This is a genomic window from Streptomyces griseicoloratus (assembly GCF_014534645.1).
GTDB classification, from domain to species: Bacteria; Actinomycetota; Actinomycetes; order Streptomycetales; family Streptomycetaceae; genus Streptomyces; species Streptomyces griseicoloratus.
Window position 1 is genome coordinate 68,517 of record NZ_JACVQF010000186.1, and the last position, 24,610, is coordinate 93,126.

The 24,610-nt window shown below is 74.2% G+C and carries 24 protein-coding genes; 11 read left to right on the forward strand and 13 right to left on the reverse strand.

The window, feature by feature from the left end; translation table 11 throughout:
- Positions 1-12: 12 nt before the first annotated feature.
- From H0H10_RS13255 to H0H10_RS13270, 4 genes are all read right to left on the reverse strand, one after another.
- Positions 13-1,167, reverse strand: coding sequence for an ABC transporter ATP-binding protein (locus H0H10_RS13255; RefSeq protein WP_188181125.1), 1,155 nt, complete (start codon positions 1,165-1,167; stop codon positions 13-15).
- A 65-nt stretch (positions 1,168-1,232) separates the two neighbouring features.
- The gene (locus H0H10_RS13260; RefSeq protein ID WP_188181126.1) at positions 1,233-1,889 is read right to left on the reverse strand and encodes a LutC/YkgG family protein; all 657 of its coding nucleotides are present in this window, start codon (positions 1,887-1,889) and stop codon (positions 1,233-1,235) included.
- The gene (locus H0H10_RS13265) at positions 1,886-3,364 is read right to left on the reverse strand and encodes a lactate utilization protein B (RefSeq protein WP_188181127.1); all 1,479 of its coding nucleotides are present in this window, start codon (positions 3,362-3,364) and stop codon (positions 1,886-1,888) included. The genes H0H10_RS13260 and H0H10_RS13265 overlap by 4 nt, the downstream gene beginning before the upstream one ends.
- Positions 3,361-4,113 (reverse strand): (Fe-S)-binding protein, encoded by a 753-nt coding sequence (locus H0H10_RS13270; RefSeq protein ID WP_188181128.1) that lies wholly within the window; start codon positions 4,111-4,113, stop codon positions 3,361-3,363. The genes H0H10_RS13265 and H0H10_RS13270 overlap by 4 nt, the downstream gene beginning before the upstream one ends.
- A 236-nt stretch (positions 4,114-4,349) precedes the next feature.
- Between H0H10_RS13270 and H0H10_RS13275 the strand changes: the two genes are divergently transcribed.
- The 5 genes from H0H10_RS13275 to H0H10_RS13295 all read left to right on the forward strand — a co-directional run bounded on the left by H0H10_RS13275 (position 4,350) and on the right by H0H10_RS13295 (position 9,404).
- Positions 4,350-5,375, forward strand: a complete 1,026-nt coding sequence (locus H0H10_RS13275) for a LacI family DNA-binding transcriptional regulator (RefSeq protein ID WP_188181129.1) — start codon at positions 4,350-4,352, stop codon at positions 5,373-5,375.
- Between the two features lie 109 nt (positions 5,376-5,484).
- Positions 5,485-6,786, forward strand: a complete 1,302-nt coding sequence (locus H0H10_RS13280; protein WP_188181130.1) for an alpha/beta fold hydrolase — start codon at positions 5,485-5,487, stop codon at positions 6,784-6,786.
- A gap of 42 nt (positions 6,787-6,828) precedes the next feature.
- The gene (locus H0H10_RS13285) at positions 6,829-7,572 is read left to right on the forward strand and encodes a PIG-L deacetylase family protein (RefSeq protein ID WP_188181131.1); all 744 of its coding nucleotides are present in this window, start codon (positions 6,829-6,831) and stop codon (positions 7,570-7,572) included.
- A 4-nt stretch (positions 7,573-7,576) separates the two neighbouring features.
- Positions 7,577-8,485, forward strand: a complete 909-nt coding sequence (sigJ, locus tag H0H10_RS13290) for an RNA polymerase sigma factor SigJ (RefSeq protein ID WP_188181132.1) — start codon at positions 7,577-7,579, stop codon at positions 8,483-8,485.
- 88 nt (positions 8,486-8,573) lie between these two features.
- Complete coding sequence (locus H0H10_RS13295; protein ID WP_373566836.1) at positions 8,574-9,404, forward strand: pentapeptide repeat-containing protein; 831 nt, start codon at positions 8,574-8,576, stop codon at positions 9,402-9,404.
- Here the strand turns inward: H0H10_RS13295 and H0H10_RS13300 are convergent.
- On the reverse strand, positions 9,366-10,895 hold the full coding sequence (locus tag H0H10_RS13300; protein WP_188181134.1) for a cytochrome P450: 1,530 nt from the start codon (positions 10,893-10,895) through the stop codon (positions 9,366-9,368). The two genes, H0H10_RS13295 and H0H10_RS13300, sit on opposite strands and share 39 nt — an antisense overlap.
- A 109-nt stretch (positions 10,896-11,004) precedes the next feature.
- Here H0H10_RS13300 and H0H10_RS13305 point away from each other — a divergent pair, with 109 nt between their 5' ends.
- Positions 11,005-11,613: a TetR/AcrR family transcriptional regulator gene (locus H0H10_RS13305; RefSeq protein ID WP_188181135.1), complete on the forward strand. Its 609-nt coding sequence runs from the start codon at positions 11,005-11,007 to the stop codon at positions 11,611-11,613.
- Between the two features lie 161 nt (positions 11,614-11,774).
- The gene (locus H0H10_RS13310; RefSeq protein ID WP_188181136.1) at positions 11,775-12,500 is read left to right on the forward strand and encodes a DUF2470 domain-containing protein; all 726 of its coding nucleotides are present in this window, start codon (positions 11,775-11,777) and stop codon (positions 12,498-12,500) included.
- On the opposite strand, the gene H0H10_RS13315 is transcribed toward H0H10_RS13310, so the two are convergent.
- Genes H0H10_RS13315 through H0H10_RS13325 form a run of 3 tightly spaced genes read right to left on the reverse strand, consistent with a single transcriptional unit; the run spans position 12,468 to position 16,122 of the window.
- Positions 12,468-13,691, reverse strand: a complete 1,224-nt coding sequence (locus H0H10_RS13315) for a lactonase family protein (protein WP_188181137.1) — start codon at positions 13,689-13,691, stop codon at positions 12,468-12,470. The two genes, H0H10_RS13310 and H0H10_RS13315, sit on opposite strands and share 33 nt — an antisense overlap.
- Before the next feature lie 46 nt (positions 13,692-13,737).
- On the reverse strand, positions 13,738-14,799 hold the full coding sequence (locus H0H10_RS13320) for a hypothetical protein (protein WP_188181138.1): 1,062 nt from the start codon (positions 14,797-14,799) through the stop codon (positions 13,738-13,740).
- 48 nt (positions 14,800-14,847) lie between these two features.
- On the reverse strand, positions 14,848-16,122 hold the full coding sequence (locus H0H10_RS13325) for an FUSC family protein (protein ID WP_188181139.1): 1,275 nt from the start codon (positions 16,120-16,122) through the stop codon (positions 14,848-14,850).
- Between the two features lie 238 nt (positions 16,123-16,360).
- Here H0H10_RS13325 and H0H10_RS13330 point away from each other — a divergent pair, with 238 nt between their 5' ends.
- On the forward strand, positions 16,361-17,722 hold the full coding sequence (locus H0H10_RS13330) for an erythromycin esterase family protein (RefSeq protein ID WP_188181140.1): 1,362 nt from the start codon (positions 16,361-16,363) through the stop codon (positions 17,720-17,722).
- Positions 17,723-17,766: 44 nt separating this feature from the next.
- Here H0H10_RS13330 and H0H10_RS13335 read toward each other — a convergent pair whose 3' ends face one another.
- The gene (locus H0H10_RS13335) at positions 17,767-18,261 is read right to left on the reverse strand and encodes an FBP domain-containing protein (protein ID WP_188181141.1); all 495 of its coding nucleotides are present in this window, start codon (positions 18,259-18,261) and stop codon (positions 17,767-17,769) included.
- Between the two features lie 176 nt (positions 18,262-18,437).
- Here H0H10_RS13335 and H0H10_RS13340 point away from each other — a divergent pair, with 176 nt between their 5' ends.
- Positions 18,438-18,791 (forward strand): hypothetical protein, encoded by a 354-nt coding sequence (locus tag H0H10_RS13340; protein WP_188181142.1) that lies wholly within the window; start codon positions 18,438-18,440, stop codon positions 18,789-18,791.
- A 63-nt stretch (positions 18,792-18,854) separates the two neighbouring features.
- On the opposite strand, the gene H0H10_RS13345 is transcribed toward H0H10_RS13340, so the two are convergent.
- The 4 genes from H0H10_RS13345 to H0H10_RS13360 all read right to left on the reverse strand — a co-directional run bounded on the left by H0H10_RS13345 (position 18,855) and on the right by H0H10_RS13360 (position 23,347).
- A complete protein-coding gene (locus H0H10_RS13345; RefSeq protein ID WP_188181143.1) occupies positions 18,855-19,886 on the reverse strand; it encodes an SDR family oxidoreductase in 1,032 nt (343 codons plus the stop codon).
- Positions 19,887-20,236: 350 nt separating this feature from the next.
- Positions 20,237-21,517, reverse strand: coding sequence for an FUSC family protein (locus H0H10_RS13350; protein WP_188181144.1), 1,281 nt, complete (start codon positions 21,515-21,517; stop codon positions 20,237-20,239).
- A gap of 61 nt (positions 21,518-21,578) precedes the next feature.
- Complete coding sequence (locus H0H10_RS13355) at positions 21,579-22,235, reverse strand: HAD family hydrolase (RefSeq protein WP_188181145.1); 657 nt, start codon at positions 22,233-22,235, stop codon at positions 21,579-21,581.
- Positions 22,236-22,309: 74 nt separating this feature from the next.
- Positions 22,310-23,347: a PHP domain-containing protein gene (locus tag H0H10_RS13360; protein WP_188181146.1), complete on the reverse strand. Its 1,038-nt coding sequence runs from the start codon at positions 23,345-23,347 to the stop codon at positions 22,310-22,312.
- Between the two features lie 137 nt (positions 23,348-23,484).
- Between H0H10_RS13360 and H0H10_RS13365 the strand changes: the two genes are divergently transcribed.
- Complete coding sequence (locus H0H10_RS13365; RefSeq protein ID WP_188181147.1) at positions 23,485-24,294, forward strand: SDR family oxidoreductase; 810 nt, start codon at positions 23,485-23,487, stop codon at positions 24,292-24,294.
- A gap of 57 nt (positions 24,295-24,351) precedes the next feature.
- Positions 24,352-24,588, forward strand: a complete 237-nt coding sequence (locus H0H10_RS13370) for a hypothetical protein (protein WP_188181148.1) — start codon at positions 24,352-24,354, stop codon at positions 24,586-24,588.
- Positions 24,589-24,610 lie beyond the last annotated feature (22 nt).

Sequence of the window (24,610 nt, forward strand, 5' to 3'; positions counted from 1 at the left end):
GGCCGGTGTCCGTCAGGCGTCCGCCACCGAGTCGAACCGCACCTCGTCCCGCGGCACGCCGAGCGCGTCCGCGTCCACCGACCTGCGCAGCGCCTCGTGCAGCTTGGCGGGGGTCAGGACGCCGAGGAAGCGTGCCCCGTCCAGGACCGCGACCCAGCCCGCGTCGTGCTGCAGCATCACCCCGAACGCCTGCTTCAAGGGCGCCCCCACGGGCACCCAGGCGTTCATCCGGTGCGCGTGGGAGCCGACCGGGCCGTCGGTCCCGAGATCGTCGATCCCGACCCAGCCGTGCAGTTCGCCGCCGTGGTCCAGCACGACGGCCCACCGCGCGCCCTGGGCCCGCAGTTCCGCCGCCGCCCTCCCGGCGGGCTCGTCCAGCCGGGCGACCGGCGGCTGCTCCAGGTCGCCCGGCTCGATCTCGGTGACGGACAGCCGCTTCAGGCCGCGGTCGGCGCCCACGAAGGAGGCGACGTACGGGGTCGCGGGGCTGCCGAGCACCGCACCGGGCGTGTCGAACTGCTCGATGCGCCCCTGCCCGTACACGGCGATGCGGTCGCCCATCCGCACGGCCTCCTCGATGTCGTGCGTGACCATCAGCACCGTCTTGCGCACGGCGGCCTGCATCCGCAGGAACTCGTCCTGCAACTGCACCCGCACCACCGGGTCGACCGCGCCGAACGGCTCGTCCATCAGCAGTACCGGTGGATCGGCGGCCAGCGCCCGGGCCACCCCGACCCGCTGCCGCTGCCCGCCGGAGAGCTGTTCCGGATAGCGCTGTCCGTACGTCGCCGGGTCCAGGCCCACCAGGTCCAGCAGCTCGGCGGCGCGGGCCCGTGCCCTGGCCTTCTTCCAGCCGATGAGCGCCGGCACGGTCGCCGTGTTGTCCAGCACCGTGCGATGGGGGAAGAGCCCGACCTGCTGGATGACGTACCCGATGCGCCGCCGCAGCCGCACCGGGTCGACGGCGGCGACGTCCTCGCCGCCGAGGAGGATCCGGCCCGAGGTCGGCTCGGTCAGCCGGTTGACCATCATCATGGTCGTCGTCTTGCCGCACCCCGACGGCCCCACGAGCGTGACCAGTTCCCCCTCGGATACCTCGAAGCTCAGGCCGTCCACGGCCGTCGTACCGTCCGGATACCGTTTGGTGACGTCCTCGAACCGGATCATGACCACCACGCTAGGCGCGGGTGCCGCCCGGCGCCCACCGGCGGCGTCCTGCCGGCTGACCCGCCTCAGTCCGCCGGCCGGTCCTCCAGCAGCACCACCTCCAGGGTGCGCGGACCGTGCACCCCCTCGACCCGGTCCAGCTCGATGTCGCTGGTCGCCGACGGACCCGAGATCCAGGTCAACGGTCGGGCCGGGTCGAGGCGTTCGAGGGCCTGGGGGACGGAGGAGACGACCTGACCGGGGACCCTCACCACGCAGATGTGGTGGTCGGGGACGAGCGTGATCCGGCGCCGTCCCTGGTCGGGGGAGCCGTCCAGGACGATCGTGCCCGTCTCGGCGATGGCGAGGGCGCAGCCGGTGACCACGCTCTCGACCTCGTCCAGTTCGCGGGGTGTGCTCGGGGCCCGGTCGTGGACAAGGGTGGGATCGGCGGCCGACAGCCATTCCGGCGGCAGGCCGGGCGGCACGAGCACGGACCGGGGGCCGCGCTCGGCGAGCAACCGCATGATGAGGGACGGCAGCTCCCGCGGGGTCGTCCGGTGCACGATCGCCCGGTAGTCCGCGAGGTTCTCGGCGAGCAGCTCCACCGTCTCCGCGACGGTCCGCTCGCCGTGCTCGCGCAGATAGTCCCGCGCGATCGCCCGCTCGTAGGGGGCGTCGTCGCGCGGCACGTCCGCCAGGGCACGCCGCACCCGGCCCAGAATCCGTTCCCGGCTGCTCACTTCGTCCCGTCCCTTCCCCCGCGCGTCCGCTGCCACCAGTCGCGGAACGGCTCCGAGGGCACCTCGGGCAGGTCCCGGCTGCCGGTCCACGCCCGCCCCGGACCCGGCAGCGTGCGCGGAAGGAACCGGCAGGTGCGCGACGCCAGCCGCTGGCCGGCCCGCAGCGCACCCGGATGCGTGAAGGCCCACCGAGCCGCCCGCATCGCCGCCCGCTCGGCGGCGTGCCCCTTGGCCGGCTTCAGGACCACCCGGTTGCCGTGCCGGGTCGCCGGTCCGCCCTGGACGACCCGTTCCCGCAGGTGGACCAGTACCTCGGGAATGTCGATGGCGACCGGGCACACCTCGTAGCAGGCGCCGCACAGGGAGGACGCGTACGGCAGGGAGGCGTCGACCGCACTGCCCGTACCCCGCAGCTGGGGGCTGAGGATCGCGCCGATCGGACCGGGGTAGACCGACCCGTAGGCGTGCCCGCCCGCCCGCTCGTACACCGGGCAGACGTTCAGGCACGCCGAGCAGCGGATGCAGCGCAGCGCCTGGCGGCCGACCTCGTCGGCGAGGGTGTCGGTGCGGCCGTTGTCCAGCAGGACCAGGTGGAAGGTCCGCGGGCCGTCCCCGTCCGTGGTGCCCGTCCACATCGACGTGTACGGGTTCATCCGCTCGGCCGTCGAGGAGCGGGGCAGGGTCTGCAGGAACACCTCCAGGTCCCGCCAGGTGGGCACGATCTTCTCGATGCCGACGACCGAGATCAGCGTCTCGGGCAGGGTCAGGCACATCCGGCCGTTGCCCTCGGACTCCACGACGACCAGCGTGCCCGTCTCGGCGACGACGAAGTTGGCGCCCGAGATGCCGACCTTGGCGCGCAGGAACTTCTCCCGCAGGTGCAGCCGGGCCGCCTCGGCGAGTTCGGCGGGCGTGTCGGTCAGGCCGTCGGGGGCGGGGCGGCCCCACTCGCCCATCTCGGAGCGGAAGATGTCCCGGATCTCGCCCCGGTTGCGGTGGATGGCCGGCACCAGGATGTGCGAGGGCCGGTCCCTGCCCAACTGCACGATCAGCTCGGCGAGATCGGTCTCGTAGGCGCGGATGCCCGCCGCTTCGAGGGCCTCGTTGAGACCGATCTCCTGCGTCGCCATCGACTTGACCTTGACGACCTCGGACTCGCCGGTCTCCTCGACCAGCCGCGTCACGATCCGGTTGGCCTCGTCGGCGTCGGCGGCCCAGTGGACGAGGCCGCCCGCCGCCGTCACCGACTCCTCCACCTGCACCAGATAGCGGTCGAGGTGCCGCAGCGTGTGGTCCTTGATCCGCTTGCCGGCCTCGCGCAGCGCCGCCCAGTCCGGGACCTCCGCGACGGCCCCTGCCCGCTTGGCGCGGATGGTGTGCGTGGCGTGGCGCAGGTTGCCGCGCAGCGTCTCGTCGCGCACGGCCGCACGCGCCGCCTCGGGGAAGGCCGGCATCCCCAGGTACGTCCCGCTCATGCGGCCGCCCCCTCCGTGCTCGCCAGGATCTCCGCGAGGTGCACCGGACGCATGCCCGTCCGCAGCCGCGCCATGGTCCCGCCGATGTGCATCAGACAGGAGTTGTCGGCCGCGCACAACACCTCGGCGCCCGTCGACGCGGCGTTGCGCACCTTGTCCGCGCCCATCGCCGCCGACACGTCGGAGTTCTTCAGGGCGAAGGTGCCGCCGAAGCCGCAGCACTCCTCCGCCCCGGGCAGTTCGACCAGTTCCAGCCCCTTCACCGCCTCCAGCAGCCGCCGGGGCCGGTCGCCGAGGCCCAGGCCGCGCAGCCCGTGGCAGGTCGGGTGGTACGTCACCGTGTGCGGGTAGTACGCCCCCACGTCCGTCACCCCCAGCACGTCCACCAGGAACTCCGTCAGCTCGTACGTCTTCGGCACCACCGGCGCCAGGGCGGCCGCGAGAGCGCCGCCGCGGCCCTCGGCCCGGGCCCGCTCGCCCATGCGGGGATACAGCTCCCGCACCATCGCGCCGCACGAACCCGACGGCGTCACGATCGCCTCGTAGTCCTTGAAGACATCGGCGAAGCGCCGGGCCAGAGGCTCCGCCTCGTGCCGGTACCCCGTGTTGTAGTGCGCCTGTCCGCAGCAGGTCTGGGCCGCCGGGAAGTCGACCTCGACGCCCAGCCTGGTCAGCAGCGTCACCACGGCACGGCCGGTGTCCGGATAGAGCGTGTCGTTGACGCAGGTCAGGAACAGGGCGACACGCATCGCGGCTCCTCGGGCTCGATCACCTCGATCATCGGACCAGAGGCAGGGTAGTCGGCGGGCCGAGGCGCCGGGAGACGGAGGCCCGCACGTCCTGCGGCGGGTCCGCCCCCGGAGCGGGCCGTTCCGGCCCCGACCGGTCCGGTGCCGCGGGCGGCGACGGTAATGTGAAGGTCATCCGGCCGCCCCGCGTCCCCTGGTGCGTTTCCCCTAGTCTCGACCCTGGAGGTCCCTGCCCGATGGCCCAGTCGGTGGGTATCAAGGACGTCGCTCGCGCCGCCGGAGTCTCCGTGGGCACGGTCTCGAACGTCATCAACCGTCCGGACACCGTCGCCGTCGAGACCCGCGCGCGCGTGCTGTCGGCGATCGACCGGCTCGGCTACGTCCGCAGCGAGTCCGCGCGACAGCTGCGCGCGGGCCGCAGCCGGATCATGGGGCTGCTCGTCCTGGACATGGGCAACCCGTTCTTCGTCGACGTGGCACGCGGCGCCGAGCGGGCCGCGCGCGGGGCCGGGCTCGGCGTGATGGTCTGCAACAGCGCCCAGAGCCCGGGCGAGGAGGCCGAGTACCTGTCGCTCTTCGCCGAGCAGCGGGTGCGCGGCGTGCTGCTGACCCCGGCCGACGCCACCGGACGCAACATCGAGGCCTTCCGGCGCCACAACATCCCCTTCGTGCTGGTCGACCGGGTCGCCGAGGGCACCACCGAGTGCTCGGTGTCCGTGGACGACGTCGCCGGCGGCGCGCTGGCGGTCCGCCACCTCGTCGACGCCGGCCACCGCCACATCGCCTACGTCAGCGGACCGCCCGGCCTCAACCAGGTGCGCGACCGCCGCACCGGCGCCCTCGGCGCGCTCGCCGAGGCCGGCCTCGGCCCCGAGGCCCTGCGCGAACTGCCCACCGAACGGCTCGACGTCGCCGCCGGCCGCGACGCCGGCGCCCGCCTGCTCGGCCTCGCCGACCGGCCGACGGCCGTGTTCTGCGCCAACGACCTGCTCGCTCTCGGCGTCCTGCAGGCGATGTACGCGGCCGGTGTCGCCGTCCCCGACGACCTCGCCATCGTCGGCTACGACGACATCGAGTTCGCCGCGGCGGCGGCCGTCCCGCTCACCTCGGTGCGCCAGCCCGCCGTCACCATGGGCGCCATGGCCGCGGAACTGCTGCTGGAGGAGACCGAGTCCGAGGGCGCGGACCGCACGCACACCCACCGGCGGGTCGTCCTCCAGCCCGAACTGGTGGTGCGGCGCTCCAGCCTGTCCGCCCGCTGAACCGCCGTCCGCCGTACGGCACGATTTCATGATCCCGGGGGGCGGCGGCCGCAGGACCATGTGCTGAACTGGGACACGGCCGAGAAATCCGTCCGTCCAGGGAGCCCCGTTGAGCGTCAGCTACCGTCAGCCCGGCGTCGTCCTCACCGACCGCCGTTTCACCGTGCCCCTCGACCACGACGACCCGGCGGGGGAGACGATCGAGCTGTACGCACGCGAGGTCGTGGCGAGCGACAAGGCGGGGCAGGACCTGCCGTGGCTGGTCTACCTCCAGGGCGGCCCGGGCTTCGGGGCGAACCGTTTCGTCGGCCGTCCGGCCTGGCTCGGCCGCGCCCTGAAGGACTACCGCGTGCTGCTCCTGGACCAGCGCGGCACCGGCGCCTCCACGCCCGCCAACCGGCAGACGCTGCCGCTGCGCGGCGGCCCCGCCGAGCAGGCCGACTACCTCACCCGCTTCCGCGCCGACTCCATCGTCCGCGACTGCGAGACCATCCGGTCCGAGGTCACCGGCGGCGCCCCGTGGACCGTCCTCGGCCAGAGCTTCGGCGGCTTCTGCACCGTCGCCTACCTGTCCCTGGCCCCCGAGGGCCTGAGCACCGCCCTGATCACCGGCGGCCTGCCCTCCCTGGACGCCCACGCCGACGACGTCTACCGCGCCGCCTACCCGCGGATCGAGCGCAAGGTCGCCGCGCACTACGCCCGCTACCCGCAGGACGTCGAGCGGGCCCGCCGCATCGCCGACCACCTGCTGAGCCACGACGTGGTCCTGCCGAACGGCTACCGGCTCACCGTCGAGGCCTTCCAGTCCCTCGGCATCCTCCTCGGCGGCGGCGAGGGCAGCCACCGGCTGCACTACCTCCTGGAGGACGCCTTCGTACCCACCCCGCGGGGCCCGGAACTGTCCGACGCCTTCCAGGAGCAGGTGCAGAACCTGCTCTCCTACGCCGGCCACCCGCTGTACGCCCTCGTCCACGAGGCCATCTACGGCCAGGACGAACGCTCCACCAACTGGTCGGCCGAGCGGGTCCGCGCCGAGTTCCCGCGCTTCGACGCCGCCAAGACGCTCGCCGGCGACGAGCCGCTGATGTTCACCGGCGAGTCCATCCACCCCTGGATGTTCGACTGCGACCCGGCGCTGCGCCCGCTGCGCGAGACCGCCGAACTGCTCGCCGCCCGCACCGACTGGACGCCCCTGTACGACCCCGCCCGCCTCGCCGGGAACGAGGTGCCGGTCGCCGCGGCCGTCTACCACGACGACATGTACGTGGACACCGCCCACGCGCTGACCACCGCCCGCGCCATCCGCGGCCTGCGCACCTGGGTCACCGACGAGTTCGAGCACGACGGCGTGCGGGCGGGCGGCCCCCGGGTCCTGGACCGGCTGCTGGCGCTCGCCCGTGACGAGGCGTGAATCACCGAGTGTGATGTCAGTGGCAGGGGTTAGTGTGCGGGCATGACGGAGCCGACGATCACGCAACTGGAGCCCATGCCCGGCGACTGGCGGCGCGCCCTCGCCGTCGTCGCCCACCCCGACGACCTGGAGTACGGCTGCTCGGCGGCGATCGCGGCCTGGACCGACGAGGGCCGCGAGGTCGCCTATGTGCTCGCGACCCGGGGCGAGGCGGGCATCGACACGCTGTCGCCCGCCGAGTGCGGCGCCCTGCGGGAGCGGGAGCAGCGGGCGAGCGCGGCCGTTGTCGGGGTGAGCGAGGTCGAGTTCCTCGACCACCGGGACGGCGTCGTCGAGTACGGCATCGCGTTGCGCCGCGACATCGCCGCCGCCATCCGCCGGCACCGGCCCGAGCTGGTCATCACCCTCAACCACCGGGACACCTGGGGAGGGGTGGCCTGGAACACCCCGGACCACCGCGCCGTCGGCCGCGCCACGCTCGACGCGGCCGCCGACGCGGGCAACCGGTGGATCTTCCCCGAGCTGACCGAGCAGGGCCTCGAACCCTGGGACGGCGTCCGCTGGGTCGCCGTCGCCGGTTCCACCACGCCCACGCACGCCGTGGACGCGTCCCCGGGCCTGGAGCGCGCGGTCCGCTCGCTGCTGGAACACCGCACCTACATCGAGGCGCTGACGGACGAGGACCCCGAGACGTACGTCAGGGGATTCCTCACCGGGTACGCCCGGGCCACGGGCGAGCGGTTCGGTGGCCGGCCGGCGGTCGCCTTCGAACTCCTGGGCAGGTAGCGGCATGGACACGGGAGAGAACCTGGCCGAGCGGTTCGAGGAGCACCGGGGTCAGCTGAAGGCGGTGGCCTACCGCATGCTCGGCTCCCTGCCCGAGGCGGAGGACGCCGTGCAGGAGGCCTGGCTCAGACTCGGCCGCACCGGCGCGGACGGCATCGAGAACCTCGGCGCCTGGCTGACCACGGTGACCGGCCGGGTCTGCCTCGACATGCTGCGCTCGCGCACCGCGCGCCGCGAGGAGCCGATCACCGACGGCTTCGACACCTTCGTCCCCGACCCCGTGCTCCGCCCGCTGTCCGGGACCGATCCGGAGCAGGAGGCGCTGCACGCCGACTCCGTCGGCCTCGCCCTGCTGGTGGTCCTCGAAACCCTGGAACCGGCCGAGCGTCTGGCCTTCGTGCTGCACGACATGTTCGCCGTGCCGTTCGACGACATCGCGCGGATCGTGGAGCGCAGCCCGGCCGCCACCCGGCAACTGGCCAGTCGCGCCCGGCGCCGGGTCCGCGACGCCACCCCGGTGGCCGACCCCGACCTCGGCCGGCAGCGGGAGGCCATCGAGGCGTTCCTGGCCGCCAGCCGGTCCGGGGACTTCGAGGCCCTGGTCGCCGTCCTCCACCCGGACGTGGTGCTGCGCGCCGACTCGGGGGCGCTCGGCGGACCGTCGGCGTCCAAGCAGCTGCGCGGCGCACGGACGGTGGCCGCACAGGCGATGCTCTTCCGGAGGTTCGCCGGGGACTCGCACGTCGTGCTGGTCAACGGCACGGTCGGCACCGTCACCGCTCCCGGCGGCCGGCCGCAGTCGGTCATGGGCGTCACCGTCGCCGACGGCCGGATCACCGCCCTGTACATCCTCGCCGACCCCGACCGACTGGCCCGCCTGGAACTGCCCCCGCTGGAGAAGGGCAATGCCTGAGGACGCGTCCGGCAGGCTCCGGCCCGCCTCTCCCGCGCCCCGGCCCACCCGGCGATCACGGCCGCGGCCGTTCCGTATGCTCGACCCCATGCAAGAACACACGGCGGACCTGGCCGGACTGCGCGGCGACTGCGCACGGTGCTTCGGCCTGTGCTGCGTCGCCCTGCCCTTCTCCGCGTCGGCGGACTTCAAGATCGACAAGGAGGCCGGCAAGCCCTGCCCCAACCTCGGCACGGACCACCGCTGCGGCATCCACACGCGGCTGCGGCAGCGGGGCTTCACCGGCTGCACGGTCTACGACTGCTTCGGCGCCGGACAGAAGGTCTCACAGGTCACCTTCGCCGGACAGGACTGGCGCACCGCCCCGCCCGAGCACGCCCGCCGCATGTTCGACGTGTTCCCCGTGGTCCGGCAGCTCCACGAACTGCTCTGGTACCTGACCGAGGCGCTGACCCTGCCCGCCGCCCGCCCGGTCCACGCCGACCTGCGCCGGATGCTGGCCGACACCGAACGGCTCACCCGCTCGTCCGCGGGGGAACTGGCCGCGCTGGACGTGGCCGCGCACCGGCAGGAGGTCAACGGGCTGCTGCTGCGCACCAGCGAGCTGGTACGGGCCGGGACGGGCGGCCGGAAGAAGAACCGCCGCAACGCGGACCTGATCGGGGCCCGCCTCAAGGGCGCCGATCTGCGCGGTGCCGACCTGCGCGGCGCCTACCTCATCGCGGCCGACCTGACCGGCGCCGACCTGCGGGGCGCGGACCTGATCGGCGCGGACCTGCGCGACGCCGACCTGACGGACGCGGACCTGACGGGCGCGTTCTTCCTGACCCAGCCCCAGCTCGACGCGGCCCGCGGCGGCGCCGGCACCCGGCTGCCGGGCTCAGTCACCCGTCCCGTGCACTGGACAGCGCGGATCTGACGGCACGGCCTCCTCGGCGACCGGGGCGGGGGCGGCGTCCCCGGGGGCGCGCCGCTCCAGCCGCAGGCGCAGCCCCTCCGGCATCAGCGTCAGCCGCTCGGTGACGCGCAGCCGGTAGCCGGGGTCGGGCCGCAGCTCGTAGCGGCGCAGCAGCAGGCCGAGGACGAGCGTGGCCTCGTGCAGCGCGAACTGCCGTCCGATGCACGCCCGAGCCCCCGTTCCGAACGGCTTGAAGGCGTGCGGGGCCCGGGTCCGCACCGCCTTCGCGTCGAAGCGGTCCGGGTCGAACCGCTCGGCGTCCGGCCCCCAGACCGCGGGATCGCGGTGCAGCATCGGCGTCAGCACCAGCGCCCAGGCGCCGCGCCGCATCGGATGCGTGTCCGCCAGCACCGTGTCCGCACGGGCCTCCCGGGCGAAGGCGGGCGCGGTCGGCCACAGCCGCAGCGACTCGTCCAGCACCCGGCGCACGTAGCGCAGCTTCGCCACCTGCTCGTACGCCGGGACCGCCGCGTCGCCCCACACCCGGTCCACCTCGGCACGCGCCCGGGCGGCGATGCCGGGGTGCCGGGAGAGGTAGTGCAGGGCGAAGGAGAGGGCGCCGGACGTGGTCTCGTGACCGGCGACCAGGAAGGTGATGACCTGCCGGCGGACGTTCTCGGCCGACAGCCGCTCACCGGTCGCGGGGTGGGCCGTCTCCAGCATCCGGTCGAGCAGGTCGCCCTTCCCGCGCGCACCGCGGCGGGCCCGGACCACGTCGTCGACCGTGCGATTGAGGTGGGCGATGTCCGCCTTGTTCCGGCGGCTCGCACCGCGCAGCAGCCAGGGGGTGAGCGGTGCGGGCACGGTGTTGAGACGCTGCGCGTAGGTGAGCGTGCCCACCATCGCGGTGACGAAGGGGTGGGGCCGGGAGCGCTCGAAGGACCCGAAGTCGTGCCCGAACCCGGTGCGGGCGATCGTCTCCAGGGTCAGCTTGGTCATGTCGCCGGGCACGTCCACCGGCCGTCCCGCCGCCACCGCGCGGTCCCAGTGGGCGGTGAGCCGGTCCGCCACGTCCAGCATCATCGGGTGGTATCCCGCCATCGCCTCCCGGCTGAAGCCGGGTGCCAGCACGTCGTGCGCGAGCTGCCAGTTCGGCTCGTGGTTGTAGGCGGTGAACAGCCCGTCCCCGGCGACCGGCCGCAGGTTGGCCACGCCGACGCCGACGTGCTTGGCGAAGCGCGACTCGTCCGCCAGATCGGCGGCGAGCCCGGCACCCCACACGAACACGAACTCCTTGCCGAACACCCGGCGCCGGAAGATCGGCCCGAGCTGCCGTGCGTACCGCAGCGAGTCCTGCATCGGGGTGCGCCGGCTCACCCCGAGCACGTCCCCGAGCAGGGGCAGCCGGTGGGGCGGATGCGGTATCCGGTGCAGCTCGGGCCAGCCCAGCTCGGCGCTGCGGAATCCCTTGGGCAGTCCGTCCCCGGCCGGCGCCTCGGTCCTCTCCGCCATGACGCGATCTCCCTCGACGCTGTGACGTGCTGAGCGTGTTGTACGTGGATTCAATAGCACCTCCCAGTCTTCTCCCGCTGTTGAACCGGCGTCAAGTAGAGTGCCGTGCATGGCCGCCGACCAGGGCGGGCGCACGCGCCGCCGGCTCAGCACCGAGGAGCGCCGGGAGCAACTGCTGTCGGTGGGGGCGAGGCTGTTCTCGGAGAGCCCCTACGACGACGTGTGGATCGAGCGGGTCGCCGAGATCGCCGGGGTCTCCCGCGGGCTGCTGTACCACTACTTCCCGACCAAGCGGGACTTCTTCGCCGCGGTCGTGGAGCGGGAGAGCGAGCGCATGCTGCGGATGACGGCGGCCGTGCCCGGCGTCCCGGTGCGCGAGCAGCTCGCCGCCGGACTCGACGCGTACCTGGAGTACGTCGAGGCCCACGCGCACGGCTACCGCGCCTTCCACCGCGCCGACGCGGCGGGGGACCAGGCCGTGCGCCGGGTCTACCACCGGGCCCTGGCCGCGCAGGAGCGGCAGATCCTCGACGCGCTGATGGCCGACCCCGAGTTCGGGCCGGTCTTCGAGGAGCGCGCCGACGTTCGGCTGGCGGTGCGCGGCTGGCTGGCGTTCACCACCGCGGTCTGCCTGGAGTGGCTGCGGGGCCCGGAGCTGACCCGGGGGCAGGTCCGCGACCTGTGCGCGCGTGCCCTGCTGGGCGCCATCGCACCCTGACCTGGACCGGTTGCACTTCGAAACATGCGCACAGCCCGCTGAAATGCGCCCCTTCGTGCGCTGAAAGATCTCGCAAAGACCGCAGGACCTGGTTGGCGCGCACTCGGAACTCCGATAGGTTAGGCAAGCCTTACCTAAAGAACTGATGACGGAGGTTGGGGATGGGTGACAGCCACACCTGGACGGCCGCGCCTGCCGCGGCGGAGCAGGCCCGCTCCGTGCTCGCCGCCGCGTGGTCCTGCGCGGTGACCGCGGAGGGCGGCCGCGAGGAGTTCGTCGGCGCGCACACCGTGGCCGACGACGGCCGGGTGCTCCTGCACGTGCCCGAGGACAGCGCGCTGCTCGCGGCGGCGATCTGCGCGCCCCGCGGCGAGCCGTCCGCCGTGCTGGAGTTCGCCGACGTCGCACCCGTCCCGGTGCGGGGCCGGATCAGGGCCCGGCTCTGGCTCGCGGGCCGGCTGGCCCCGGAGGACGGCCACCTGGCGTTCCGTCCCACGCGCGTCGTGCTGCGCCGGCCGTCCGGTGCCGTCGTGGTCGGCCTCGACGAGTTCGCCGCCGCCGCACCCGACCCGCTGGCCATGGCCGAGGCCCGGCTGCTGACCCATCTCGCCGACTGCCACGGCGACGCGGTGGAGCGGCTCACCCGGCTCGTCGACGCCGACAGCCTGCACGGCGCGGTCCGGGTCCGCCCGCTCGCCGTCGACCGGCACGGGCTGACGCTGCGGATCGAGCGCGCCCGCGCCCACGGCGACGTACGGCTGCCGTTCCACGCGCCCGCCGACGACGTCGCCCAGCTCACGGAGCGCATGCACGTGCTGCTCACGCAGGCGAGCGCCGCGTCCTGCCCGCGCGCCCTACAGCGGCAGCGCACAGACGGCGACGGGTGAGGCGAACGGCTCTCCGGCGGGCCGCAGGTCCCCGTTGCCCCGGTCGACGTGGAACACGGTCACCGTGCCGGACTTCTGGTTGGCCGCGAACAGCAGCCCGCCGTCCGGCGAGAAGGCGATGTGCCGCGGGAAGTCGCCGCCCACCGGCACCGTGTCCAGCAGCCGGAGCCCGGAGCCGTCGCCCTCCACGGCGTAGCGCGTGAGGCTGTTGTGGCCCCGGTTGGCGAGATAGGCGTACGCGCCGTCCGCGGTCACCAGGATCTGCGCGGGATGGTTGGTGCCCCGCCCCGTGCCCGCGCCCGTGGACTGCGCCTCGCCGATGGTGAGGCGGCCGTCGCCCGGGTCGTACGCGCAGACCGCGACCGTGTCGTCGAGTTCGTTGGCGAGGTAGGCGTACCGCCCGGCGGGGTGGAAGGTGAGGTGCCGCGGTCCGGCGCCCGGCCGGGCCCGCGCCCGCGAGGTCTCGGTCAGCGTGCCGGCCATCTCGTCCAGGCGGTAGGTGTGGACGGTGTCCGTGCCCAGGTCAACGGCCAGGAGGTGCCCGCCGTCGGGAGCGGTCACGAACTGGTGGGCGTGCGGCCCCTGCTGCCCCGGTCCGGGCTCGGCGGTGGAGTGCACGACCAGGTCGGTGCGCTCCCCGAGCGCGCCCGAGTCGTCGATCGGGTGCACGGCGACGCTGCCCGAGCCGTAGTTGGCGCTCAGCAGCCAGCGGCCGCCCGGGTGCACGGACAGATGGCAGGGACCGGCGCCGCCGGTGCTCCGGCTGCCCAGCACGGTGCGGTCGGACAGCCGCACGGCGGTCACTGCTCCGTGCTCGCGCTCGTTCACCGCGTACAGGGTGCGGCCGTCGGGGTGCGGTGCGAGATACGAGGGGTCGCCCACGCCGGTGAGGGTGCCCAAGCCGGTGATCCGGCCCGTGCGGGGGTCGTACTCGGCCAGGCCGATGCCCTTGCCGCCGCCCTCGGCCGAGGTGTACGTCCCGATCCAGAGCGGACGCGGACCGGAGGACGCCCGGGCCCCGCCCGACGCGCCGGTACCGGTCACGGGTGCCGGGGGCGCGGCGGACGCTGGAGCGGACCCCGGTGCCGGCGAGCCGCCGCACGCCGTCGCCACCGGGAGAGCCGCCGCCGCGGCGGCCGTCCGCGCGAGAGCGCCGACGAACCGCCGTCTGCTCCAGCCACCACTGCCCATCCCTGCGCACCCCAGCCCGCGTCGGCCGTCCCGGTCGCCACCGTGTCTACCAGTCGCCGTCCTCCACCGGCGCGCCCGGCGCGCCCGGCGCGTCCTTGAGCGGCCACACCTGCTGCGGGGACGGTTCCTGCCAGGGCTCGTGGTCGTCGCCGATCCAGTCGCCGACCGGCTTGACGTCCTGGAGCGTCCCGCTCGGGGCGAGGTCGTCGGCGTCCTGGTCGTAGTAGTCGTACCAGGGCAGACCGGCCCGGGTGTACGCGGCCCGGTCCACGGGGGACGGCGGGGGCGCCTCCCCGGTGATGCGCCGCCACTCCGGAGGCGTCACCAGGTGCACGAAGACCCGGCCGGCGGGCCGCTCGGACCAGTCCGACAGGGGCCGTTCGTCGCGGTACACCTCCTGCCGCATGGACCCCCCGACGCCGAGCCCCATGGCGGCGGAGCGCCCCCGGGGAGCCGCTCCGGGGGCCGCCGGGGCCGCGCCCGGAGCGGGCGGCGCGCTCATCGGCATCGCCGCCCCGTAGCCCGGGGCCGGGCCGGCCGCCCTGCGCGCGAGTTCGGCGCGGCGCCGCTCCTCCTCACGCCAGCGGGCCAGCGCCCGGTCGCCGAGCGGGAAGGACTGGAGCTGCACGCCGCCCCACACCTCCTCGCCGGTGACCTGGCCCTCGACGGTCGCCCCGAGCCCCAGCGGCACGGCCACGAACTGGCGGACCGTGCCCGTGCCGGAGTTGATGCCGTCCAGCCAGGGCTGGCGGGGGAGCACCACGTAGTTCTGCGGATCGCGGGACAGCCGGTCGCTCCAGGGCCTGCCCGAGACCGCGCACACCTTGCCGACCCCGACCTGGAGGGCGGCGGGCTCCGTCGTGCCGGCGAAGCTCAGCCACATCGCCTCGCGCAGGTACACCGGCAGCATCACGCCGCCGCGCGACCGCCAGGCCTCGGGCACGGTGTCGGTGTGGTCGGCGACCCGGCGGACCGGGAACTCGCCGAGACCCGGCGGCAGCGGGTGGGTGCCCGTCTCGGGAAGCCGCAGCGTGCGGATGAACCGCACCGCGGCACCGCCCGGCAGCCGCAGCGTGTTTCCGTCGATCCGCACGGTCGTGTCGGTCATCCGTAGGCCCCCTCGTTCCGTTTCGGCGTACGTCACTTTCGGTGTACGTCACTGAGAACGACGCCCGGCCGCGGTCCGGTTCCGGCCACGGCGCCGCGGCCCGATCCGGCGCAGCCAGCCCAGCAGCCGGTCGCGCAGCCGGGTCAGCCGCGGCCGGCGCTCCCGCTGCTCGCTCGTGTGGCGGTCCAGCTCCTCCAGCAGCCGGCGCGAGCGGTGCTCGGTGTCCATCTCGTCGATGATGCGGTTGACCTCGGTGAGCACCGCGCCATGGAGCTGCCACTGCCGGGGATCCTGCTGGACCTCCTGCAGGAGCAGCTTGGCGAGTTTGTCACGGGTGATCGCGGCCTGCCGCAGCTCGGCGGCGAGCCGTTCCTCCGCGGACTCCGCGTCGTCGCTGACGCTGGTGGTCACCAGCACCGCGAAGCTGACCACGGCGTCGGCGATCTCGGACAGCAGCTGCTCGATGGTGGCACCCGTCTCCTGGGGGAACAGGGGTTCGGGTTCGCGTTCCTTGGCGAGGTCGGTGAGGGTACGCGCGAGCACCCGGAGGACGACCGTGCAGATCTCCAGCGTGTCCAGGCCGGTGCGCAGCACGACCCGGTGCAGCAGTCCCTCGCGGACCCGGGGGTTGAGCCGCAGGCTGTCCTCGGCCTGCCGGAGGTCCTCGTCCACCTGGGAGATGTCGTGGTCGAGCCGCCGGGCCTCGTGCAGGCGGGCCGCCGCCTCGAGGTACGGGGTGCGGCCGGCGGCCTGTTCGCCCATGCGCAGCATCAGCTGCCGTACCCGCCGGGCCAGCCCCTCGATCGACTGGCCGGCCTGTTCCACCCACACCGGCGGGGCGAAGAGCAGGTTGAAGGCCAGTCCGACGACCGCCCCGATCAGCGTCTCCACCACACGGGCCCAGGCCAGGGCCCCGTGCGCGGTCACACCGAGCACCAGCATCGCGCTGATCGCCACCTCGGCCACGAACTCGTGCGCTCGCACCAGGTGCCCGACGCCGAGCGCCGCCAGGATGATCAGGGCCAGACTCCACCAGCTCAGCCCCACCACGGCGCTGAAGACGATGGCGACCAGGACGCCGGCCACCACGGAGTTCACCCGGCGGATGCTCATCTTGAGCGTGGCGTACAGGGTGACCTGAACGACCAGCAGCGCGGTGAGGGGCGCGGTGAGCGGTGGGGCGTCGTCAGGACTCAGCCGCACCGCGATCACATAGGCGATCGACGCCGCGGCGGCCGAGCGCACCGCCTGCACGGCCATGGGATCCCGGTGCCACTTCACCAGGCGCGCGGCGGACGCGGCAGCCTCTCGTACATCCAGCATCCTCGGGCTGTTCCCCTTCCCCAGGCGCATCGAACGTATCTGGACAGGACGGTAACCGGACGCAGGCGGCCGGATTCGGTCTCACGCGCCGGGCACCGCCGGACGAGTCGGCGCCGGTCGGGCCCGGTGCGGAAGGGGGCACTGAGGAAAACCCCAGCGACGTCCGGTGGTTGTCCGCACCCCAGGTCGGTGGGACACCGCATGGTGCCGGACCCCGGCGGCGCGGCAGCCTTGGATCATGAAACGACATCGGACCGCAACCGTTGTGACCCTGTTCGTCACCCTCGGCACGGTCACGGCCGGCACCCCGGCCGTGGCGGCGCACGCCCCGGCCGCGCCCGTCCGCGTGGCCGAGTCGGCCACCCCGGTCGTCGCCGCCCTGGACCGGGCCGCGCACCCCCTGCGTACCGTGGAACCGGGCGGTGACACCCGAGATCTGCGCCCCCTGGACCGGATGACCGGCGACGCGCGTGTGGTCGGCCTGGGCGAGGCCACGCACAGCTCCCACGACTTCTTCTCCCTCAAGGACCGCGTCTTCCGCCACCTCGTCGAGGCGAAGGGCTTCCGCACGTTCGCGCTGGAAGCGCCGTGGAGCACCGGCCTGCGGCTCGACGAGTACGTGGTGCACGGCAAGGGGGACCCGCGGCGCATCATGCGCGACGAGTTCCAGCGCGACTACCTGTGGTGGAACAACACCGACTTTCTGCGGCTCGTGGAATGGATGCGCGCGTACAACGTGCGCCACCCCGGCGACCCGGTGCGGTTCATGGGCGACGACACCGCCTGGACCGGCCCCGAGCTGTACGACGCGGTCACCCGGTACGTGGCCGAGACCCGCCCCGGGCTGAGCGCACGCTTCGCCGAGCTCTACCGCGGTCTGCGGCCCACCGTGGCGACGGGGACGTACATCGAGCAGTACCTGAACAAGCCGCTCACCGACCGCAAGGAGATGGCGGAGCGCACCGGCGAGGCGCTGCGGCTGCTGCGGCGCCAGGGACCGGGCCGCGACCGGGAGGCCTACGACCGGGCCGTGCAGCACGCCACCGCGATCGACCGGACCGCCGGGCAGTACGCCTTCGACCTCGACGACCCGGAGCAGACCGCCGCGGCCATGCGGTACCGCGACGAGGCGATGGCCGCCAACGTCGTCTGGTGGCAGCGGCACACCGGCACCAAGGTGCTGCTGTCCGCGCACAACGCCCACATCGCGTACGAGACCATGGATCCCGCGCACTACCCGAGGATGCAGGGCGCCTTCCTGCGGGACCGCCTCGGCGCCGGATACCTCGGCATCGGCCTCACCTTCGACCGGGGTTCGTTCAACGCCACGGGGCCGGACGGCGCCATCCACCGCTGGACGCTGGGACCGGCGGGCCCGGGCAGCAACGAACGGACGCTGGACCGGGTGCGCCACCGCGACTACATCGCCGACCTGCGGACCGTCGGGTCCCCGGCCGGGGCGTGGCTCGCCCGGGCCCGGCCGACGCGCAGCATCGGCACCGACTATCCCGACGGCCCGTACGACATAGCGCTCGCCCGCAGCCACGACGTGCTGATCCACCTCCACCAGGTGGAGGCGGCACGGCTGCGGGACCGGTGAGCCGTCCCGGGCGGCGGCCGGTCAGGCGGCGGGCTCGTCGCGGGTCAGGCGGTCAGCTTGTCGAGGAAGGCGGACAGATTCGCCGTGGTCCTGGCGATCTGCTCCTCCAGGGTGAGGCTCTCCTCGAAGCGGGCGCCGGTCTCCGGCACCTTCTTCCCGCGCAGGTAGAGGGAGCAGGCGAGGTCGGTGCACATGTACAGGCCGACGGAGTTGCCCTCGCGGCCGGCCGGGCCCGCCTTGCGCGCGGTCATCAGCGACACACCGCCCCTGGGGTGGGTGGTCAGGCACAGTGAGCACATGCTGCGGTGGAAGAAGCCGCGCTGGGCGGGCTGGAAGCGCAGGGCCACGCCGACGAGGCGGTCCCCGCGCTCGGTGACCAGATGGCTGCGGTCGGGCGCTCCCGGATCCCGCCAGCCCAGGAAGTCGAGGTCGTCCCAGGGCAGCTCCCCGAGATCACGGGGCACGGCCAGCCGCTTGGCCTCGCCCTTGGAGCAGTTGATGAACGAGCCGCGGATGTCCTGCTCGGTGAGTGGTCTCATGGGGAGTCTCCCGGTGCCGTGTAGCGCTGTACTAAGTAGAACCTAGGAAGCCTAGGTTTTCACCTAGCCTACGTAGCCTCAAAGAGAGAGGCCAATGGTTTTCGCGGGAGGTTTCGCTGGTCATCGCGGAGGTACCCGATGCGGCTCGGACCAGGACGACAGCGAGGGAGAGCGCCGTGACCGACCAGCGCCCCGAAGGACCGGGCGAGAGCGGTTCCCCCGTGCCGCGGGACATGCCGGACCAGCAGGCCGGCATGGGTGAGGACCCGTGGGAGGTCGCACCCGCCGAGGCCGGCCCGGAGCAGGGCGACGAGACGGCCGGGCCGGGGGAGTCCGACGACAGGAGCGCCGGGCCGGCGGAGTCCGAGGAGACCGCCGGCGGCGACGAGTCCGCCCCGCCGGCCGGGCCGGACTCCGGCGTGGCCACCGACGTCCCCGACACCGACGAGGCCGGGACCGGGCGCCAGGGGGCTCCGCACTCCGGCGCCGTACACCCCGAGCACCCCGTCCCCGACGAGTCCTCCGGCTGACCGCCTGCCGCTGCGGGCGGGGCCGGGGTGGCCGGGTGGCCGGGTGCTCAAGCGGCCCGGTGCTCAGCCGACCTTGCGGCCGCGCAGGGGCTCGGTCCGGGCGCCCGCGCCCTGCCGCAGCCCTTGCAGGAACTCCTCCAGCACCTCTGTCGCGGTGTGCTCCGGGTGCCAGCCGAGGACCGCACGCGCACGCGTGCAGTCCATCAGCGGCAGCCGCAGTACCGCGTCGAACAGGTGCGGGGAGGCGGGCAGCAGATGCAGGCCCCATGCGGCGGCGATCGCCGAGCGGGCCGCGGTGCGGGGCAGCCGCACCGGGCGGGCCCCGAACATCTCGGCCAGCACCGTGGCGTCGACGGGCGGCTCGGCCGCCAGGTTGAACGCGCCCCGGGCCTCGCCGGAGCGCACCGCCAGACGGTAGGCGCCCGCGGCGTCGTCGGTGTGCAGCGCCTGCACGCGCAGGCCGGGGACGTCCGGCAGGAAGGGCAGCAGTTCGGGGCGCGCCAGCGGGCCCGGCAGGAACCGGCCGCCGAAGATCCGGCGCTGCTCGCTGGCGGACTCGCGCTTGAAGAGGAACGCGGGCCGCATCCGGGCCACGCGGATGCCCGGATGATCGCGCTCGAAGGTGTCCAGGGCGCGCTCCAGGTAGGCCTTCTCCCGGCAGTACGCCGCGTCCGGCCAGCCGTGCGTCGGCCAGCTCTCGTCCACCGCGTGATCCTTCGGCCCCGGCGAGTACGCGCCGACCGAGGAGGCGTGCACCAGCGTCGGCACCCCGGCCGTGGCCACCGCCTCGAACACCCGGATGGAGCCGAGGACGTTCGTGCGCCAGGTCGTCGCCGGGTCGTGCGTCGGCTGGAACGCCCAGGCCAGATGGACCACGGCGTCGGCGCCCGCGAAGTGACCGGTCAGGTCCGCCTGCCCGGAGGCCAGGTCGACGGCGGCCCACTCCGTCTTCGCCGGCGACCACTCGGGGATCCGCCGGGCCAGACCCAGGACGGACCCGACCTCCGGATCCTCGGAGAGGAGTCGCACCACGCTGGTCCCCACGTTGCCGGTGGCGCCCGTGACCACGATCCTGCTGCCCGTTCCGCTGCTCACCTTCGGCTCCTCTCGGCCGTTCCCCTCGGGCGGAGGTCACCGGGTACCCCGCCTCGCCCGGGCGGCACGTGACGCACGGCCGGAGGCGGGACCGGGGCGGAACCGGGCAAAGCGGGGCGGGAAAAGGAAGAGCCCCGACCGGACGGGGGAATCACGGTCGGGGCGGTCTGTGGTGGATACGGATGGCGGTCGCCTCTCGGCGAAGGGCTCCACAGGGCTTCAGCCGAACGATCTTCCCTGTGGGCGATAGGTGAGGCCCGGGGACACTGTCCCATCCGTACCCACGCCCTCCTCAACGGGGAACGAGCTCCCCGTGTTCCACCGTCTGTCGCTTTTTGGGGTGATCTGAGTCACTGCTCCTCGATGTCCGGAACGACCTCGGCCCACACGTCCTCGGCCTGCAGCAGCAGGGTGCCGAGGACCGCGGTCCGCGCGGGTCCCCGCCCGGCGGGGTCCCGCAGCCCGTCCTGCAGCCGGCGGTGCAGCTCCCTCATCGTCGCCTCCGTCGCGCTTTCGAGGCGGGTGGGTGCCGCCTCGCCCAGCAGCCGGCCTGCCTCGGCGTGGCAGGCGTCGCCGATGAGCTCCAGCAGGTGCGCGTACAGGTCCAGCACCGGTCCTTCGGGCGCGGCCGGCGTCCGCTGCTCGTCGGCGGCCACCGCCAGCGTCCGGGTCAGCGCCGTGATGTTCCCGGTCACGCGGCTCCAGCGCTGGTCCTCCTCCTCGGGCGGGGCGGCCGGCGGTGCGCGGCGCAGGGCACGCAGCGGGCCGTACGTCAGGCGCAGGCTCTCCTGGCTCCAGGACCGGGCCGAGGCCAGCGCGTCCAGGCGCCGCTGCAGCCGCGCCGCCTCGCTCGACCAGCCGGCCGCGGTCTGCGCGTCCCACTCGGTCTCCCGCAGGTCGGTGGCGACGGTGTGCAGGACGTCGCCCGCCTGCCGCGCGAGCGCCACCAGGTTCTCCCGGACGTCCCGCAGGTGGATCGGCGGCAGCACCAGGGCGTTGACCGCCACGCCGATGACCGCGCCGAGCGCCGCCTGCCCCACCCGGTGCCCGACCGCGGACGTCGAGACGGCCGTCCCGGAGGCCAGGGTGAACACGGCCGTGGTCGCCGCGTAGACGCCCTGGTCGCCGAAGCGCGACCAGTTGGCCAGCAGCATCAGCACCGGCAGGGACAGCGCCAGCGCGCCGGTGGTGTCGTCGGTGACGGCCTGGGCCAGCGACGCCAGCAGCGCCCCCGCGCAGATCGCCGTGAACTGCTGCGCGGCCTGCCGCACCGAGCTGTAGACGGTGGCCTGCACGAGGACCAGTGCGACCCAGGGCGCCATGAGCGCCATCGGATCGTCCAGCCAGACCCCCGCCACGGCCCAGGCGATCAGCGCGGCGCCCGCCGCCTTCAGCGACTGCACGACCAGGTCGCGCTCGCGGCCCGGCCCGCGCCACGCGGCCCGGACCGACCGTCCCACGGCGCACGCCCCGCGCCGTACCGTGTCCACCGGCCGCAGCCCCCGCAGCGCCTGCCGGGCGGCGCTCGTCCACCGGCCCCGGTGCCGTACCGCAGCGCCCGCGGCGTCGTCCCGGTCCGCTCGCCGGGCGCGCCGCAGCCTGCGGCGCGCCGCGTCCGTCACACGGTCCATGTGATGCCGGGTGTCCGCATGGCCGGGCGGCGCACAAGGCCCTCGCGCGTCCCGGGCCGGCTCATGCCAGCGGGCTGTCCGCCAGGGCCGCCAGCAGATGGGCGGGGCCGGCGTAGACCGCCTCCGCACCCGCCTCCTCCAGGTCGGCGCGGGGCAGACCGCCGCACAGCACGCCGACGCAGCGGACCCCGGCCCTGCTGCCCGCGCGCATGTCCCAGACGGTGTCGCCGACGAACACGGCCCGCTCGGCGGGCACCCCGGCCAGCTCCAGCGCGTGTTCGACCGGCTCGGGCGCCGGCTTGCCCGCGTCGACGTCGTCGGCGCTCGCGGTGGCGGTGATGGCGTCGTCCGCGCCGATCGCCCGCCGCAGCGCGCTCAGTTCCGCGCCGCCCGCGGAGGTGGCGAGGACCACCTTCCAGCCGTCGCGGGACAGGCGCCGCAGCAGGTCCCCGGCGTCCGGAAGGGCGGGCAGCCGGTCGAAGTACTGCCCGTACAGCGCCTTGTGGGCCTGGCTCAGCCACGCGTCGCCGTCCTTGTCGCGGTCGTCGCCCAGCAGGTGGGCGATCAGGTCGGTGGAGGCCAGCCCCACGGCGCGGTGCACGGCGTGCATCGGCACCCGGTGTCCCGCCTGCCGGAACGCCTCCCACCAAGTCACCACGTGCAGATGGTTGGTGTCGACGAGGGTTCCGTCCACGTCGAACACGGCCGCCCGTTCCATGCACCGTTCCCTTTCTCGTGCCCGGTCGCCACTCTGGTACCGCTCTCGTGCCCGGTCGCCCCGCGGGTACCACGTCAGCGGGCCGCCACTCCGGACGGCGTACGGCCCTCCCGGGTCCAGGCCAGCAGCTCCCGACGGGTCCAGGTGGTCACCACCCGCTCGGCGGGCACCCCGCACTCCTCGGCCCGGGCGCAGCCGTTGATCTGCCAGTCCAGCTGCCCCGGCGCGTGCGCGTCGGTGTCGATCGAGAACAGCACGCCCGCCTCCACCGCCCGGCGCAGCAGCCGCCGGGGCGGGTCGAGCCGTTCCGGCCGGCTGTTGATCTCCAGCGCCGTGCCGGACTCCGCGCAGGCCGCGAACACCGCGTCCGCGTCGAACTCCGACTCCGGACGCCCCCGGCCGCTCAGCAGCCGCCCGGTGCAGTGCCCGAGGACGTCCGCGTGCGGATTGCGTACGGCGGCCACCATGCGGCGGGTCATCGAGCGGGCGTCCATCCGCAGCTTGGAGTGCACGGACACCACCACGACGTCGAGCCGCTCGAGCAGTTCCGGCTCCTGGTCCAGCGAGCCGTCCTCGAGGATGTCGCACTCGATGCCCGTGAGCAGCCGGAACGGCGCCCACGTCCCGTTCAGCTCCGCCACCACGTCCAGCTGCTCGCGCAGCCGGTCCGCGGACAGTCCGCGCGCCACGGTCAGCCGGGGCGAGTGGTCGGTGAGCACCGCCCACTCGTGGCCGAGCGCGGCGGCCGCCCGGCCCATCTCCTCGATCGGGCTGCCGCCGTCCGACCAGTCGGAGTGCAGATGGCAGTCGCCGCGCAGCCGCTGCCGCAGCCGTTCACCGTCCCGCGGGCGCTCGGTCCGCGCCTCGCCCTCCAGCTTCTCCAGGTAGCCGGGCACCCGGCCGGCCAGCGCCTCGCGCGCCACCTGCGCCGTCTTCGGGCCGACGCCCTGGAGCGACTCCAGCGAGCCGGCCTCCGCCCGCTCGCGCAGCTCGTCCCCGGGAAGTTCGCGCAGCACCCGGGCGGCGGTCCGGAAGGCGCGGACACGGTACGTCGGCGCCTGGGACCGCTCCAGCAGGAAGGCGATCCGGTCCAGCGCCTCGACGGGGTCCATCGCCACCTCCTCCTCCGGCTCCTCAAGGGTTCCCCAGCACCACGGGGTCCGCACGGCGGGCCGAGCGGTTTGCCCGCACCACGCCCGGGTACTGCGGTGCCCCGTCACACCGGACCGCCCCGACGAGGAGACCCGCCATGTCCGCTGCCACGCCGTCCGACGCCAGGGTGGCCGTCATCACCGGCTCCGACTCCGGGATCGGCCGCGCCACCGCCGTACGCCTGGCCGAGGCTGGGATGGACATCGGCGTCACCTGGCACACCGACGCCGAGGGCGCCGAGCGGACCGCCGAGGAGGTCCGCGCCCGGGGCCGGCGGGCGGAGGTCGCCCGGGTGGACCTGACCCGGCTGCCCGCCGCCGCGGACACCGTCGACGAGCTCTGCGAGCGGCTCGGCCGGATCGACGTCCTGGTCAACAACGCCGGTACGGGCACCGCGACGCCCTTCCTCGACCTGGGGCTCGACGACCTGCGCCATGTGCTGGACGTGGACCTGGCCGGCCCGTTCCTGTGCGGGCAGAAGGCGGCGCGGCGGATGATCCGGCAGGGCGGCGGCGGCCGGATCGTCAACGTCACCTCCGTCCACGAACACCAGCCGCGGGTGGGCGCCGCCCCGTACTGCGCGGCCAAGGGCGGCCTCGGCCTGCTCACCCAGGTGATGGCCATCGAGCTCGCCGAGCACGGCATCACGGTCAACGCGGTCGCCCCCGGCGAGATCGCCACCCCCATGACCGGTCAGGAGGACGTCGACCCGCACACCGAGCGCCGTCCCGGCGTGCCGCTCGGGCGGCCGGGCGACGCCCGCGAGGTGGCCGCCGTGATCGCCTTCCTCGCGGGGCCGGACGCCACGTACGTCACCGGCGCGTCCTGGAGCGTGGACGGCGGCATGCTCCGGATGGGGCCGATGGCCGGATCGCATCTGACGAGCGACGACTGGCGGCGCCCCTGAGCGGCCCGTGGCCTGCGCGCACCGCCGCTACCGCCGGTTGCGGCCTACCCTCTATGCATGACCGAAATCGCGAGCCCGCACATCGGCAGTCCGCGGATCCTCGTGCTCGGGGTGCAGCCGGGCACGCCGCCCTTCCGGATCGTGGAAATCGACGGCCAGGTGGTCGGTGAGGCCAGGGCCGTCACCGACGTGCTGGAGGCCGCCGCGGCCTTCGGCATCACGGTCCACGACCTGGACGACCCGGACGTGGTCCGCTGGGTGGGCGGGGACAAGTTCACCTGGACGGTGCACTAGCCCCTGCGGGACCGTGGCGGAC